Consider the following 14,609-nt stretch of genomic DNA (forward strand, 5'->3'; position numbering starts at 1 on the left):
ACTACCTTGCCCTCGTCAAACTCGCCGCTATCCAGATATGGCTCAGAAATTATGAGTCTGTGTCCTAGTGGTGGCTTCCCCGCAGGGCAGCCTCGTTAAGGCTGTCCCAGCGGCGCGGGCTGGTTATCATCGCGCGCACATAGGCCATGTTGGCCGCTGCCATTTCCGCTGTCGTATCGATTGCCGCGATCTGCTCGGCCTCGTCAAACCGGCCCTGAAGGGCCAGGATGAGGGCGAGATTCTGACGTACCTGCGGTGAAGCGAGATCGTTGTCCATGGCACGGCGCAATAGCGGTTCGGCCTGTTCAGGTTCACCAGCCAGGGCATGTGAAAGCGCCAGATTGGACAGGATTGAGGGTTCGTGCGGCGCGATCATCATGGCCTCATGGAAACGGGCCCGTGCGGCTGTGGTGCGCCCTGCCTGTTCGAGAGAGACGCCAAGGGCGTTTATCAGGCGCCAGTTGCCGGGGTCTGCCTGCGCAGCGCGGGTCAGGGGTTCGATGGCCTGCTGCCCACGGCCTTCGGCGGCCAGTGCCAGCCCGTACGCGCCCAGAAGGCCTGCGTCATCGGGGAAGAGAGCAAGAGCCTGACGGGCGACCTCGATTGCCCTTGGCGCGCTGCCAAGCTGGCGCAGAACGCGCGCCAGCTGCGTGGCCGCCTCGCGGTCAGCGGGGTTCAGCTCATAGGCTTCGGCCCAGAATGCGGCCTGTGTCAGCAGGTCCTGGTTCGCGATGGACTGGCGCTCGGCCGTGGTGGCCGGAACAAGTGAGCGTGACTCCATTTCGAGCACCAGCGCTGCCTCCTGCGCGGTCGGGGGTGCAGCGGTCGTGGCGCATGCGCCCAGTGTCAGCGCGCTTGCGGCGGTGAGAGCGGCGGCGGACAATCGCATGGACATGATCTAACCCTGTTAACGCGAGCGTTTCTGCTGCCTATGTTTCGGCCGGGCCGGTCAAGAAGCCGTTAACGCTTCGGCATGCCTGGTCCGCCCTGTCGAGTTGTCTGGAGAGTTTGATGAATTTTGCATTTGCCGATGCCGCCCACGCGGCCCGCACCGTCCACCTGACGGCACGCGCCGACCTTGATTCGGTGCTGTCGGGCATCGGGCAGGAAGCTGCTGCCCATGCCCGGGCCGCCGGGTTCTCCGGCAAGGCAGGCGAGATGGTCATGCTGCCTGGAGATGGCGGCGCGCTGTACGGGGTCGGCGATGCGAAATCCCCCTTTGACGCGGGCAGTGCCCCGCTGGCCTTGCCCGAGGGTGTCTGGCGGATTGGCGGCGTGCCAAGAAACTGGGATCCGACCGTCCTCGCAACCGCGCTCGGCCTTGGCAGCTATCAGTTTACCCGTTACCGCGCCGCACAGCGCGAACCGGCGCGGTTCCATTTGCCGGCAGGGGCGGACGAAGCCGAAGCGCTGCGGATTGTGGCCGGCGTCACGGTGTGCCGGGACCTCATCAATACGCCAGCCGGCGACATGCTGCCCAGCCATCTCGAAGATGCCGCACGCGCTATCGCCAAGCCGTTCGGCGCCACGGTGACCAGCATTGTCGGCGATGACCTGATCAAGCAGAACTACCCGATGATCCATGCGGTCGGCCGGGCCTCCACCGATGCGCCGCGCCTGATAGAACTTGTCTGGGGCGATCCGTCTCATCCACGCATTGCACTGGTGGGCAAGGGCGTCTGTTTCGATTCCGGCGGCCTCAACATAAAGGGCGGCGCCGGCATGCTTCTCATGAAAAAGGATATGGGCGGTGCGGCCAACGTGCTTGGCCTTGCCACGATGATCATGGATGCGGGCCTGCCCGTTCACCTTCAGGTGCTCGTGCCCGCCGTCGAGAACGCCATCTCCGGGAACGCTTTCCGTCCGGGCGACATCCTGTCCTCGCGCAAGGGCCTGACGGTCGAGATCGGCAATACCGATGCCGAAGGCCGGCTGGTGCTGGGTGATGCGCTGGCGCGCGCGTGCGAAGACAAGCCCGAACTGGTGATCGACATGGCGACGCTTACCGGGGCTGCGCGTATCGCGCTCGGACCGGAACTGGCGCCGGTCTATACCGATGACGATTCCCTCGCAGCAGACATCGCCGCAGCCGCCTTGCGCGTGGATGATCCAGTGTGGCGCATGCCGCTCTGGGACGGATATGACAGCCAGCTGGATGGAGAAATATCCGATCTGTCCAATACCGGCTCCGGCCCCATGGCGGGCTCGGTCACCGCAGCTCTGTTCCTGCGCCGTTTTGTGGACACCCGGGCCTGGGTCCATCTCGATATTTATGGCTGGAACCCCAAGGCCCGGCCCGGCCGTCCTCTTGGGGGTGAAATGTTGGCAGGGCGTGCTCTGTATGAAGTGCTCAAAGCCCGGTATGGAGCGAACCATGACTGAAGACTTTCAGGTAACAGCCGGTGTAGCAGCCATACGGCGCGAGCCGCGCGATGACGCGATGATGGACAGCCAGTTGCTTGCCGGAGAGGTGTTTTCAGTCGAGGAGGAATCCGGCGGCTGGGCACGCGGCATTTCACGCCATGACGGCTATCAGGGCTTTGTCGACATGGCGGCGCTGTCCGCGCCGGTGCTGATCCCGACGCACCGCGTAAGCGCGGTGCGCACCTATGTGTTCAGCGAGCCGGATCTGAAATCCCCGCCGCGCTTCCTGCTTTCGCTAAACGCAAAGATTGCGGCCGGCCGCCGCGACGGCAAGTTCATCGAGAGCCAGCGCCAGGGCTGGATTTTCACCGGGCACCTGACGGCGCTGGATGCCAGCGAGCCGGACTGGGTCGCTGTGGCCGAGCGGTTCCTGCACTCGCCCTATCTGTGGGGCGGCAAGGAAAGCCTGGGCCTGGATTGCTCCGGGCTGGTGCAGGTGAGCATGGAGGCGGCGGGTATACGCATTCCCCGGGACAGTGGCGACCAGGAAGCCTGGGCGCGTGAACGCTGGAGCACTGTGCCGGCAACCGATGCACTGACAGGTTTGCAACGTGGCGATCTGGTGTTCTGGCCGGGCCATGTCGGGATCATGACCGACGGCGTGCATCTCTTGCACGCCAATGCGTTCCACATGGCGGCTGCCCTTGAACCGCTCAATCTGGCCGCAGCGCGCATTGCCAGCCATCACGCGCCGATGAGCGGCATTTTCCGCGCGCCGAACGCACGGGGATGACAGCGAAAGCGTGACAGGCCGGACGGCAGGCAAGAAAAAGGGCGCTTCGGCAGAAGCGCCCTTTTTTAATGTCTGCTCCAGACGTCTTATTCGCCGTCTTCCAGAACCTCTTCCAGCTCTTGCGCGAGCTCCTCGTCCGGCAGCGCTTCACCCGGCTGGGCCAGCTCGCCCATATCATTGCCGGATTCGATAGCCGTTTCCGGTGCGTCCGGCGTTGCCGTTGCTGCGACGTCGGTTGCCTCGCCTTCCGCCTCAATGGCCGGCTCGGCGGGAAGCGGTTCAGGCAGCGGCAGCGGATCGCTGGCCATCGAGTTCATGTAGGCGAGCAGGTTGATCCGCTCTTCCTGGTTACGAAGGCCGGCAAACGCCATGGAGGTGCCTTCGACATAGCGGCGCGGCGCTTCCAGATAGTCATACATGTTCTGGTAGAGCCACTGGGTGCCGTCAGCGCCGTAATCGCGCATGGCGCTCGAATAGTTGAAGCCCGGAACGCTGGCGACGGCGCGTCCGAGCACACCCCACAGATTGGGGCCGGTGCCGTTGGCGCCGCCTTGCTCGAATGTGTGGCAAGCCACGCAGCGGCGCGCGACACGCTCGCCCGCCTCGACGCTGGCGGTAGCCAGAAGCGTGCCGAAATCAACCGGTCCGGCTTCTTCCTGCTCCGCGCTTGCAGGGCCTTCAAGCAAGGCCGGGTCCACCGGGAATCCCAGTGTTTCAGGTGAAGGCGCGTGGAAGGCGATATCGCCGATCTCGCGCAAACCCATGACGACAAGCAGGATGGCCAGAACCGCGCCCGCTACCTTGTTCCAGAACAGATCGCCCATCGACGTCCTCTCGACCAGACATGACTGTAATTGCGCCGGTGTTTGGCACGCTCCGCCGCCCTGTGCAACCGCCTCGGGCGATTACCACGCCCGCAAATAGCAGGGTGAACGGTCCGGTGTCAGTATCAATATGGTGCCAGCCTGCCCATGGGGCAGGTCGTCGCGGCCTGGCTAGCCGCCCTTCAGCCAGGTCTCGATAAGCAGGCGCGAAATCGAGTAATGGGGCGGCCCCCAGCGCATCATCGGCCCCTCGTAGAGCTCGCGCACTTCATCACGGGTGAACCAGCGCGCTTCCTCGATATCATCGGCAGCCACAGGCTCGCCCGGCTCGATTTCCGCCAGAAGCCCGATCATCAGCGTGGACGGAAAAGGCCAGGGCTGACTCGCGATGTATCGCGAAGAGATCACCTTCAGCCCGGTCTCTTCGGCGACCTCCCGCGCACACGCCTCCTCAATCGTTTCGCCCGGCTCCATGAACCCGGCCAGCGTGGCGAACAGGCCCGGCGGCCAGGCAGGCTGGCGGCCCATCACACAGCGCTCGCCACTGAACGGCAACATGATGACCGATGGATCGGTGCGCGGAAAATGCTCGGTTCCGCAGGCGGGGCATACGAGCTTTGTGCCGCCTTCGGCAGGGGCATTTTCAGCGCCGCAATTTGAACAGTGCCGCCTGCGCCCGTGCCAGCTCAGAATCGCGCGGGCCCTGCCCAGTATGGCCGCAATGTCCGGCTCCGCCACCATGGTGGCCCTTCGGAAGTCGAGACCGGGTGGTGTCGCGCCCGGCTCAACGCTCGCCGCAAACCAGGGTGTCTCGTCCTGCAGTCCGAGGAATACCGGTCCCGGTGGCTGAAGCGGGAACTCTGCGGCCTGCGCGGGATGCAGTATCTGCGGTTCGCCCTCAGGTGACAGCACAACGTCGCCGCCGGCAAGCAACACCGCTCTGGCCTGTGGGTGGCCAAGGCAGGCATCGATAAAGCCCGGATCGGTGCGGCGGATGCCGGCATGATCCAGGGGTGACCGGGTGAAAGTCAGATGCATGGGCGATAGCCTCCGGTTGACCGGCGCATTGCGCCCTGATGCGCTCCGGCTTGCAAGCCCGCGCGATTTTCGCGGCTGCGAACATTACGCACACCTTACCGGATCATGTATAAAGGTATGGGATCATGGCATTTTTGCCCCAATTGCCTTGCTTGCGCCATAGTCCGTATCCGGAAAGACACAGGGGTGTATTGCACTGCGTCATTAACGGCTGGCGGCATCTTGCGCGGTGCAGGTGACCGGCCTCATCTCTCGTCGCACGGGCCCGGGGGGTCCCAAAAAGACGAAAGGTCGAATCAGATGAAATCTCTCCTTGTCGCAGTGTCTTCCATTGCTGTTCTCGCCGGTGCCGCTTCCGCTCAGGAAGGCCCGTTCCGTCTCGGTGCCGGTTATCAGGCCATCGACACTGACGGCGCCACTTATGACACGCTGACCCTGCGCGGCAGCTATGACATCACCCCGATCTTCTCGGTGGAAGGTGACCTGCTTGTCGGTCTGGGCGATGAGTCCACGACGATCGGCGCAACCACGGTAACCTCGGAGATCGACTACGGTGTTGGCCTGTACGGCGTTGCCCGTCTGCCGCTGAACGAGCAGTTCTCGGTGTTCGCGCGCGGTGGCTACACCTATATCGACGGCAGCGCGTCTGCTGGCGGCGTCGCGTTCAGCGGCGATGTCGATGGCTGGGCCTTCGGTGGCGGCGCGGAATGGGCCTTTGCCGGTCCGAACGCCATCCGTATCGACTACACCCGCTATGACTTCGTGAACGGCAATGGCGATGCTGACGCGTTCGGCATCTCCTATGTCCGCCGCTTCTAGTTTGGCGTGACAGTGCTGGCGCCGCCGCATCGGCGCCGTACGAAAGCCCCCGTGGCCGGCTGGCCGCGGGGGTTTTTCATGCTCCGCAGTTGACGCGAATGAGAATGACTCGCAAGTTTGTCGGTGCAACAGGAGAGTCATTCAATGAGCCCGGCAATCTGCAACATCGTCAATCTGGAGCCATCCCGCACAAGGGTCCGGCGCGCCAGCGAAGCGGCAAGCGTACTTGAGCCGCGCGTGAGGGACTGGCTGGAGACCCAGTCCGTCATTGTGGAAGACTGGCTGAACCAGCTTGTGGCGCATAATGGCGATGCGCGGCTGATCGGGCTGCTGAGCCAGCATGCCGCCTTCCTGCGCGACACGCTGGAAGAAGGCTGACACTGCGCTTGCGAAACTTGTCCGCGATCCCGATACTAGGGAGCAGGAAGGCCGGCGGCGGACGAGCCCCTCGCCAACCCGGTCAGGTCCGGAAGGAAGCAGCCGTAACGAGTTTCGGTTCGGGTCGCCGTCCGGTCTTCCGCCGCCTTCCTACTGCTTTCGCCTGAAAGGCCTGGCTGCGCCTGCGGGCGTCCCGGTCAGCTTGCCGCAAGAGGGGGCCTTGCCCGTCCATGGATGACCAGGATCCAGACAGCGGCGCACTTGCGCTGGAGGCGGATGAGCCCGGGCCGGCTTTGCCGGGTTTCGAGCCTTCGCCCGCTGCGTCCGCCTATCAGGTTCTGGCCCGCAAATACCGCCCGCAACGCTTTTCCGACCTGATAGGACAGGATGCGATGGTGCGCACGCTTTCGCATGCCTTCCAGTCCGGGCGCATCGCACAGGCCTATATGCTGACCGGCGTGCGCGGTGTCGGCAAGACGACCACAGCGCGCCTCATCGCCCGCGCGCTGAATTACGAGTCCGATAATCGCTCCGGGCCCACCGTGGATATCGACCCGCCCGGCCGTCATTGCGACGCCATTGCCCGCTCTGCTCATGTCGATGTTCTTGAGATGGACGCGGCCTCACGCACGGGTGTCGGCGATATCCGCGAAATCCTGGACGGTGTGCGCTACGCGCCGGTGTCGGCCCGCTACAAGGTCTACATTATCGACGAAGTGCACATGCTCTCGAACAATGCTTTCAACGCGCTTCTCAAAACGCTCGAAGAGCCGCCCCCGCATGTGAAGTTCATTTTCGCGACGACAGAGATCCGCAAAGTGCCGGTTACGGTCTTGAGCCGCTGTCAGCGCTTTGATTTGCGCCGCGTACCGCGCGACGTCCTGAGTGCACACCTCAAACGCATATGCGACCAGGAAGGTGCACAGGTTGAGGCAGACGGCCTCGATGCCATAGCCCGCGCTGCCGAGGGGTCGGTACGCGATGGCCTGTCCCTGCTCGATCAGGCCATCGTGCAGGGCAGCGAGACAGGTCCGGTTCCCGCCTCGCAGGTGCGTGAAATGCTGGGTCTTGTAGACCGCTCGCGCGTGCTCGACCTGCTCGATGCGGCCCTGACGGGCAAGGGCGAAGCAGCGCTTTCCGAGCTCGAAAGCCAGTATGCCGCGGGCGCCGATCCGCAAGTGCTGATGCGTGACCTGCTCGATTATCTGCATGCTATGAACCGGGTGAAGGCAACCGGCGGCAAGGCGGACCTCGCCGAGGCGCCAGAGACGGCCGCGCGTATTCGCGAGCTTGCCGATGCCCACTCGCTCGCGAGCCTCACACGCCTGTGGAAGACCGCGCTCTCGGGGCTGGAGGATGTCCGTTCGGCCCCGGACCCGATGGCGGCGGTCGAGATGAGCGTGATCCGCCTCATGGCAGCGGCCAGCCTGCCCGGACCGGAAGACGCCGCGCGCCTGATCGCCGCGCTGGAAGCAGGTGCACCCTTGCCCGGTGCAGCGTCACAGGCTGGCGAAAGCCGCGATGCGCCGTCAGCGCAGGCAAGTCCTGAGGCCGCCCCTAGGGCTGGCGCGGCAGAACCGGCGCCGCCGGTGTCATCGGACCCTTCCAGCCTTGAGGATGTGCTCGTCCTTCTCGATCGTGAACGTGAGGTTCTGCTGCGCGACCAGGTGGAACGCTATGTGCGCCTTGTGTCCATTGGACAGGGCAAGCTCGTGTTCGAGGCGGCAAAGGGCGCGCCGGACGATCTGGCGAGCCGGCTTGCCGGGTTTCTCCATGCGCAGACCGGAGCTCGCTGGCTGGTAGACAGTCAGGGCCGGGCCCCGGGCGCGGAGACCGTGCGTGAACGCCGCCGCCGCGAGGGCGAAGCCATGCGCGAACGGGCCTTGCGCGATCCGGCTGTCGTCCGCGCGATGACGCTGTTTCCCGGCGCCGAACTGGAATCAGTTACGCCGGTTGAGACACAACCCCCCCCATCCCAGATCACGGACGCGGAAACCCAGCGTCAGGAGCGCAAGCCATGAAAGACCTCGCCGGCCTCATGAAGCAGGCCCAGGAAATGCAGAAGAAGATGGGCGAGGCGCAGGCCCGGCTGGATGCCGTCGAGGTCACGGGAGAGGCCGGCGCCGGTCTGGTGAAGATCACGACCACCGCGAAAGGCGAACCGCGCAAGGTTTCCATTGACCCTTCGCTCATTGACCCGTCAGAGCCCGAAATCCTTGAAGACCTCATGCTGGCGGCTCTGTCGGACGCCCGCCGCAAGGCCGACGAAGCGCAAGCCAAGGTTCTGCGCGAAGCCGCAGGCGGGCTCGGCCTCCCGCCAGGCTTCGACATGCCATTTGGCATCAAACCCTGATATCTCTGAACTCCCGGGGCTGTTGCGGGGCGTGGCCACCGCTAGTCTCGCCATCATTACGGGTGTGTGATTCGCGCCCGCTGCGCACGAGAGAGCAAGATGGCAGGTACGGCAGGCCCGGAAATCGAGAGGCTTATCCAGCTTCTGGCCAAGCTGCCGGGGCTGGGTCCGCGCTCTGCCCGCCGCGCTGCCCTGCATCTGATGAAGAAGCGCGAGGCGCTGATGGAGCCGCTGGCCGCCGCCATGGCCGAGGCGGCCGAGAAAATCCGGCCCTGCAGCACATGCGGCAATCTGGATGTATCAGACCCCTGCACGGTCTGCCGCGATCCAAGGCGCGCAGACGGCGTGCTCTGTGTGGTCGAGACGGTCGGTGACCTGTGGGCGCTGGAGCGGGCAGGGGCGTTTGCCGGCAAATACCATGTACTGGGTGGCGTGCTCTCGGCGCTCGATGGTGTCGGCCCCGATGATCTCAATCTTGCCAGCCTCGTCGAGCGGGCGGGCAATGGATCGGTGAGCGAGGTGATCCTGGCGCTCAATGCCACGGTGGATGGCCAGACGACCGCCCACGTCATTGCCGACAGGCTCTCCCATACCGGTGTATCGATCACCTCGCTGGCGCGCGGCGTGCCGGTCGGCGGCGAGCTTGATTATCTTGATGACGGCACGCTGGCCGCCGCCTTCCGGTCGCGGCGGCCAGCGTAATCGTCAGTGGCTTACTCAGCGGGCACAAGCCTCAGTACGCGGCCCTCATCGCTATCCGTCGTGAAATAAAGGAAACCGTCAGGACCGGTGCGCACATCGCGGATGCGCTCCTCCAGGTCTTCCAGAAGGCGCTCCTGACCGATCACGCGGTCGCCATCGGTTTCCAGCCGGGCGATGTGCATGCCGGCCAGCGCGCCGACGAAGAAATCATTCTGCCAGTGCGGGAAAGCATCTCCGGTGTAGAATGCAGCACCGGAATTGGCGATGGACGGGTTCCAGTACCAGATCGGCTGCTCCAGCCCGTCGCGCGCGCGCTCCTCGGTGATGATCGTACCGTTATAGTTGATGCCGTAGGTGATTTCCGGCCAGCCATAGTTCAGGCCGCCAGTGAGGTGGATATTGACCTCGTCACCGCCTCGCGGGCCGTGCTCGTGGCTCCAGACCGTGCCGGTCTGCGGATGCTGGGCCAGCCCCTGGATATTGCGGTGGCCGTAGCTCCACACTTCCGGCGCGCCGCCATTGCCGCCGGCGAACGGGTTGTCGGATGGCACCGTGCCGTCATCGTTCAGGCGGATCAGCGTACCGATATGGTTGGACGGGTCTTGCGCTTCGTCCATGTGATCGCCGCCATCTCCCAGCGACAGCCAAAGATAGCCATCGCGGTCGAACAGGATCTTGCCGCCATGGTGACGCGTCGTGGCAATATCGAAATTGACCGCAAACAGCTCCTCGACATTCTCCAGCGTCGAGAGGTCATCGCTCAGGCGGCCGCGGACCAGTGCGGTGCGATGCGCCTCCCGCGTGCCCTGGGCGTAGGAGATGTAGACCAGCCGGTTATCGGCGAACTCCGGGTGCGGGATCGCGTCGAACAGGCCCGCCTGGCGGTTGACCACAACGTCGTCCGGCAGCCCCGTCACGGGCTCGGCGCGCAGATTGCCGTCAGCATCAATTATGCGTAGCCCGTCCGATCCGCCGTCACGTTCAGTCACCAGCATCTCGCCTGACGGCAGAAAGCCGATGGACCACGGCATGTTCAGTCCCTCTGCCACGGTTTCAACGCGAAAATTGGCTTGCTCTGTCTCGTAGACGTCCTGCGCAGACAGTGCGCTGGTGCTGACGGTGAGAAGAAGGCTGGCGGCAAGGGTGGTGCGGATCATGGACAGGTCTCCCCAAGTGTTGCGATTGGCGTTCACACGCTCAGATAGGGATGGCAACGCTCCTGGCCAGCCTTCGTTGCCAAGCTGACATAGATGTGAACACCGGCAACTCACCGGGCGGCAAGACGCACATGCTGGTTTAGGCTGCGCTTGTGATTCGCTTGGCAGCAGGCAGAGTAACGATATGGACATGCTGAACATCGCCCTTATCGCGGCGGGTGGCCTGCTGGCCGGCGCTGCGCTGAGCTTTCTGTGGTTGCGTGGTGCGGCTGCCCGCGCTGCCGCCTTGCAGGACCGTCTTGCAGACACCGAACGCCGCTTCGATGCGGAGCGCGCGCAGCGTCAGGTCGAACTTGAGGGCGAGCGCGTGGCACGGCGCGAGGCCGAGCAGGCCGCCGCCGCCCTGAAAGCACGCATCGATACCGAGGCGGAGGCCGTCAAGCGCGAGCGCGAGAGCCTGACGCAGCTCTCGAACGCCGTGCAGGAGAAGTTTCAGCTTCTGGCCAACGAGGCGCTGGACAAGTCCCAGAAGGCCTTCCTGGAACGCGCCGCAGAGACGTTCAAGCTCAATCAGGAAAAGGCTGAAGGCAGCGTGAAGGAGCTGGTGACGCCGATCCGGGAAAAGCTCGACCAGTTCAAGGCGACGGTTGATCATATCGAGAAGGAGCGCGCCTCCCATCGCGGCGAGCTGGGCGAGCAGATCAATGCCCTGCGTCAGGGGCTGGCCGGACAGCAGCAGGAGACGGCAAAGCTCGTCAACGCGCTGCAGCGTTCGTCAACTACGCGCGGCCAGTGGGGCGAACGCACCGTGGAAAATGTGCTGGAGCTGGCGGGCCTGACCAAAGGCATAGATTATGAAAGCCAGTACCAGGCGCGTGACAGCGAAGGCGCCGCATTGCGCCCTGATTTCGTTGTGCGTCTGCCAGGCGGCGGGCGGTTCGTCATCGATTCCAAGGTGGCACTGACGGCCTATCTCGATGCGGTGGAGGCACCCGACGAGACGAGCCGGAAGCAGCATCTGCGCCGCCATGCGATGCAGGTGAAGACCCATATCCGCCAGCTGGCCAGCAAGGAGTATGCGAAATCGGTGGAGGGTGCGATCGACTTTGTGGTGCTCTTCATTCCCGGCGAAAGCTTTTACTCCGCAGCAATGGAGGAGGAGCCGGGCTTGTTTGACGAAGCCATCGCGCAGGATGTGATTATCGTCACGCCCTCCACCCTGCTCGCGCTGGCCAAGGCGGTGGCCTATGGCTGGCGGCAACAGGCGCTCGAAGACAATGCCCGCAAGATCGCCGCTCTGGGCAGCGAGATACATGACCGCTTGCAGACCTTTACCGGGCATCTTGGCCGCGTCGGCTCTGGCCTCAAGTCTGCAACTGCCAATTATAACAGCGCGGTGGCCTCGCTGGAGGGCCGCGTTCTGGTGTCTGCCCGCAAGATGGCCGAACTCAACGCGGCCTCTGGCTCAAAGGCGCTGGAAGGTCCGGCACAGGTCGATGAAACGCCGCGTTCGCTCGCTGCGCCATCTGACAACGGAGGCAGCGATGCTTGATCGAAACCCTTTTGCCCCTTACTTCTGACGCTATGGCTGTACATCCTATTTTGACTGTTCCCGACCCGCGCCTCAAACTGGTGTCAAAGCCGGTGGAGCGGGTTGATGATGATCTTCGTGACCTGATGGATGACATGGTGGAGACCATGTACGAGGCCGATGGTATTGGCCTTGCCGCTATCCAGATCGGCGTCGACAAGCGTGTGATTGTCATGGACCTCTCTGAGAAGCGCGATAGCCCGCGCTATTTCGTCAATCCGGTTGTCACGCCGCTGACGGAGGAAACCAGGCCTTACAGCGAAGGCTGTTTGTCCATCCCGGAAGTTTATGACGAGGTGGAACGCCCCGCGCGGGTGAGCGTTAAGTACCTCGATTATGATGGAAACGAACGCGAAGAGATCGCAGAAGATCTGTTCGCGGTGTGCATTCAGCACGAAATGGACCATCTCGAAGGGGTGCTCTTCATCGATTACCTCTCGCGCCTGAAACGCGACCGGGCGGTGAAGAAGGTCCAGAAACTTGTGAAGTCGCGACTGGAGGCCGCTCAATGACGCTGTCCCGCCATGCCCTTCTCGGGGGCTCTGTTGCCTTGGCTGCGCTGCTTGCTGCCTGTGATCCGAATGACAATATCCCTGATCCGCAGCCTGAACCTGTGCCGCTGCCGGAAGAATTGCCAGAACCTGAAGTGGATGCTGACCGTGTGTCGGCGGATGTCGCGGAGCAACCGGTGCCGGCCATGGACGAGCTTGCCAGCGAGGCGCCCGCAGTCGAAATGGACGCGGAGCCGGAACTGGTATCGCAGGAAGGCCTTATTGAAGGCCTCTCACAATATTGCGGACAGGCATTTGAAGGTGAAATCACCAGCCCTGTGACCGAGGCTGATGCCGCCTTTGCGGGCGAGCGTCTCGTCATGCATGTGCGCGAATGCTTCGAAGATGAAGTGCGGGTACCTTTCCATGTCGGTGATGATCACTCCCGGACCTGGGTGATCACCCGTCTTGATGATGGCCGCCTGCGTCTCAAGCATGATCATCGTCACGAAGACGGCTCGGAAGACGTGCTGACCCAGTATGGCGGTGAGAGCGTCGCTCCCCCGGTTACCTCACGCGTGGAGTTTCCTGCTGACGGGTTCTCGCGTGACCTGTTCGAGCGCGAGGGTATTCCGGTGTCCATGGACAATGTCTGGATCATGGAGATTACCGACGACACGTTCACCTACGCCCTGACGCGTCCGAACCGTCTGTTTGAGGTGACTTTCGACCTCACCAATCCGGTCGACGCGCCGCCCACCCCCTGGGGGTGGGAGGACGAGGAATAGCCGTCTCCACATCTGACGCAATGACAAAGGCGCGGTCCGCTTGGCCCGCGCCTTTTCGTTTGGTTCTTACTGGCCGCGCTGGCCCGCCAGCAGGAAGCTCGCAGCGCGTGTAAAGCCGGCCCAGCGGCCGGCTGCGCTGGTCTCGGCTGCCGCAATATGGTCGATCCGGCTGTGCATGCGTTCACCAAACCCGCGTACGCGCTCTCCGCAAAGCGCGAGACTTGCGCGCAATAACTGCATCGCGGCTTCGCGAACCCGTTCTTCCAGGTGCGGGGCCCTGGCCAGTCCGCCAAAAAGCCGCGAGCCGTGATTGGTGAAGTATTTCTTGTAGTCTTCGTGCCCGGTGCCCATCTCGTAGCGCGTCAGGCAGAACTCTTCCATGCGCGACAGGAGCAGGTACACAAGCAGGTGGCCCGGCGAGTACGCCGACATTTCCGGGTCATAGGCAGCCAGCCACGGATGGAAGGTGCCATGGCCTTGCGGGCCGTATTCGGCGGCGATCAGGCGCCCGCCGGCCCTTAGCGTGTAAAGGCGCCCGCGGACCGCCCCGTCCTGCTTGGCAAACAGGGTGTGCATCATCTTGGCCGTCCAGCGTGGTGCCAGCACGTCATGGCGCCCGGTCTGCCGGTATTGCAGGCGTTTCCAGGCAATCAGCTGGTCGAGCGTGTCCTGATCGGTGGATATTTCGAGCTGAACGTCGCCGTGCTCGGCATGCAGCTTGCGCAACCGCCGGCGGAAATCCTTGAAGCGTTTCGGGTGTTCTGCCTGCAGCTCGGCGAGAAGCGCCTGCGACGTGGACCGCATAACGGCAGCGCGGGACGGACCCACCGGTGCAAGCCCCTCTGCGGGCGGGTTGTCGGGCGTGAACAGCGCGGTGAAACGGGCGCGCGACAGGCCGGCCATGGCCAGCAATTCCTCGTCACGCGCTTGAACGTCTTCACGGCGCAAGATGGCGTGGACGTCAGAGAAGGCTGATCCGATGGGCCGCGCAAAACCGCCCGGCCGGCGATGATAGGCGAACACAGCCGCAACGCCTTTTGCATCGCGGAACAACGCGATTTCGACGTCGTTCCGGGTAGTGGCAACCGCTTCGGCAAACTCGGGATGCAACAGGGGCGAGGCGAGTCCGGTCGCCAGTGCCATTTCGGCCCAAGCTTTGCGGTCCTGCCGGCTCAGGGCATCCACCTTGATTGTCTCACAGCGTAACATCGCCCGTCTCCACACGCATTTCCTGCGGAGACTCGCATGTGCCGTGCCAGAAGCGGGCGTAAGGGCATCCGGTTTGCCCTCAGGGTTAGCCAAACGTTAATG

General features: G+C 63.7%; 15 protein-coding genes and 1 other RNA gene. 11 read left to right on the top strand and 5 right to left on the bottom strand.

From position 1 onward, the window contains the following. Nucleotides 1–64: 64 nt before the first annotated feature. Nucleotides 65–895: a tetratricopeptide repeat protein gene (locus tag IEV75_RS10055; protein WP_217980046.1), complete on the bottom strand. Its 831-nt coding sequence runs from the start codon at nt 893–895 to the stop codon at nt 65–67. 116 nt (nt 896–1,011) lie between these two features. On the opposite strand from IEV75_RS10055, the gene IEV75_RS10060 reads away from it, so the two are divergent. Then, nucleotides 1,012–2,382, top strand: a complete 1,371-nt coding sequence (locus IEV75_RS10060) for a leucyl aminopeptidase family protein (RefSeq protein ID WP_188452439.1) — start codon at nt 1,012–1,014, stop codon at nt 2,380–2,382. Continuing rightward, entirely contained in the window at nt 2,375–3,157 is a 783-nt protein-coding gene (locus IEV75_RS10065; protein ID WP_188452440.1) for a C40 family peptidase, read from the top strand. The genes IEV75_RS10060 and IEV75_RS10065 overlap by 8 nt, the downstream gene beginning before the upstream one ends. A gap of 86 nt (nt 3,158–3,243) precedes the next feature. Here the strand turns inward: IEV75_RS10065 and IEV75_RS10070 are convergent, their stop codons facing one another. Together IEV75_RS10070 and nudC are read right to left on the bottom strand one after the other, a co-directional pair. Then, the gene (locus IEV75_RS10070) at nt 3,244–3,981 is read right to left on the bottom strand and encodes a c-type cytochrome (RefSeq protein ID WP_188452441.1); all 738 of its coding nucleotides are present in this window, start codon (nt 3,979–3,981) and stop codon (nt 3,244–3,246) included. A 171-nt stretch (nt 3,982–4,152) separates the two neighbouring features. Then, nucleotides 4,153–5,019 (bottom strand): NAD(+) diphosphatase, encoded by an 867-nt coding sequence (nudC, locus tag IEV75_RS10075; RefSeq protein ID WP_188452442.1) that lies wholly within the window; start codon nt 5,017–5,019, stop codon nt 4,153–4,155. Between the two features lie 300 nt (nt 5,020–5,319). On the opposite strand from nudC, the gene IEV75_RS10080 reads away from it, so the two are divergent. From IEV75_RS10080 to recR, 6 genes are all read left to right on the top strand, one after another. Next, nucleotides 5,320–5,838, top strand: a complete 519-nt coding sequence (locus IEV75_RS10080) for a porin family protein (RefSeq protein WP_188452443.1) — start codon at nt 5,320–5,322, stop codon at nt 5,836–5,838. A gap of 144 nt (nt 5,839–5,982) precedes the next feature. After that, a complete protein-coding gene (locus IEV75_RS10085; protein ID WP_188452444.1) occupies nt 5,983–6,216 on the top strand; it encodes a hypothetical protein in 234 nt (77 codons plus the stop codon). 46 nt (nt 6,217–6,262) lie between these two features. Next, nucleotides 6,263–6,359, top strand: an RNA gene (gene ffs / locus IEV75_RS10090) — signal recognition particle sRNA small type. An 87-nt stretch (nt 6,360–6,446) separates the two neighbouring features. Then, on the top strand, nt 6,447–8,237 hold the full coding sequence (locus IEV75_RS10095) for a DNA polymerase III subunit gamma/tau (protein ID WP_188452445.1): 1,791 nt from the start codon (nt 6,447–6,449) through the stop codon (nt 8,235–8,237). Beyond that, nucleotides 8,234–8,569 carry a YbaB/EbfC family nucleoid-associated protein gene (locus IEV75_RS10100; protein ID WP_188452446.1) on the top strand — a complete coding sequence of 112 codons (336 nt, stop codon included), beginning with the start codon at nt 8,234–8,236 and terminating at the stop codon, nt 8,567–8,569. The genes IEV75_RS10095 and IEV75_RS10100 overlap by 4 nt, the downstream gene beginning before the upstream one ends. Before the next feature lie 99 nt (nt 8,570–8,668). Beyond that, nucleotides 8,669–9,271 carry a recombination mediator RecR gene (gene recR / locus IEV75_RS10105; RefSeq protein WP_188452447.1) on the top strand — a complete coding sequence of 201 codons (603 nt, stop codon included), beginning with the start codon at nt 8,669–8,671 and terminating at the stop codon, nt 9,269–9,271. Between the two features lie 11 nt (nt 9,272–9,282). Here the strand turns inward: recR and IEV75_RS10110 are convergent, their stop codons facing one another. Then, entirely contained in the window at nt 9,283–10,428 is a 1,146-nt protein-coding gene (locus tag IEV75_RS10110; RefSeq protein WP_188452448.1) for a PQQ-dependent sugar dehydrogenase, read from the bottom strand. A 190-nt stretch (nt 10,429–10,618) separates the two neighbouring features. Between IEV75_RS10110 and IEV75_RS10115 the strand changes: the two genes are divergently transcribed. From IEV75_RS10115 to IEV75_RS10125, 3 genes are read left to right on the top strand one after another with little or no spacing between them, the layout of a single operon-like run. Continuing rightward, nucleotides 10,619–11,980 carry a DNA recombination protein RmuC gene (locus tag IEV75_RS10115; RefSeq protein ID WP_233351827.1) on the top strand — a complete coding sequence of 454 codons (1,362 nt, stop codon included), beginning with the start codon at nt 10,619–10,621 and terminating at the stop codon, nt 11,978–11,980. 32 nt (nt 11,981–12,012) lie between these two features. After that, nucleotides 12,013–12,531, top strand: coding sequence for a peptide deformylase (gene def, locus IEV75_RS10120; protein WP_188452556.1), 519 nt, complete (start codon nt 12,013–12,015; stop codon nt 12,529–12,531). Next, on the top strand, nt 12,528–13,298 hold the full coding sequence (locus tag IEV75_RS10125; RefSeq protein ID WP_233351828.1) for a hypothetical protein: 771 nt from the start codon (nt 12,528–12,530) through the stop codon (nt 13,296–13,298). The genes def and IEV75_RS10125 overlap by 4 nt, the downstream gene beginning before the upstream one ends. A 66-nt stretch (nt 13,299–13,364) precedes the next feature. Here IEV75_RS10125 and IEV75_RS10130 read toward each other — a convergent pair whose 3' ends face one another. Then, a complete protein-coding gene (locus IEV75_RS10130) occupies nt 13,365–14,507 on the bottom strand; it encodes a GNAT family N-acetyltransferase (RefSeq protein WP_188452450.1) in 1,143 nt (380 codons plus the stop codon). Nucleotides 14,508–14,609: the final 102 nt, after the last annotated feature.

Origin of the sequence: Glycocaulis albus (genome assembly GCF_014639075.1) — a bacterium.
Lineage (GTDB): Bacteria > Pseudomonadota > Alphaproteobacteria > Caulobacterales > Maricaulaceae > Glycocaulis > Glycocaulis albus.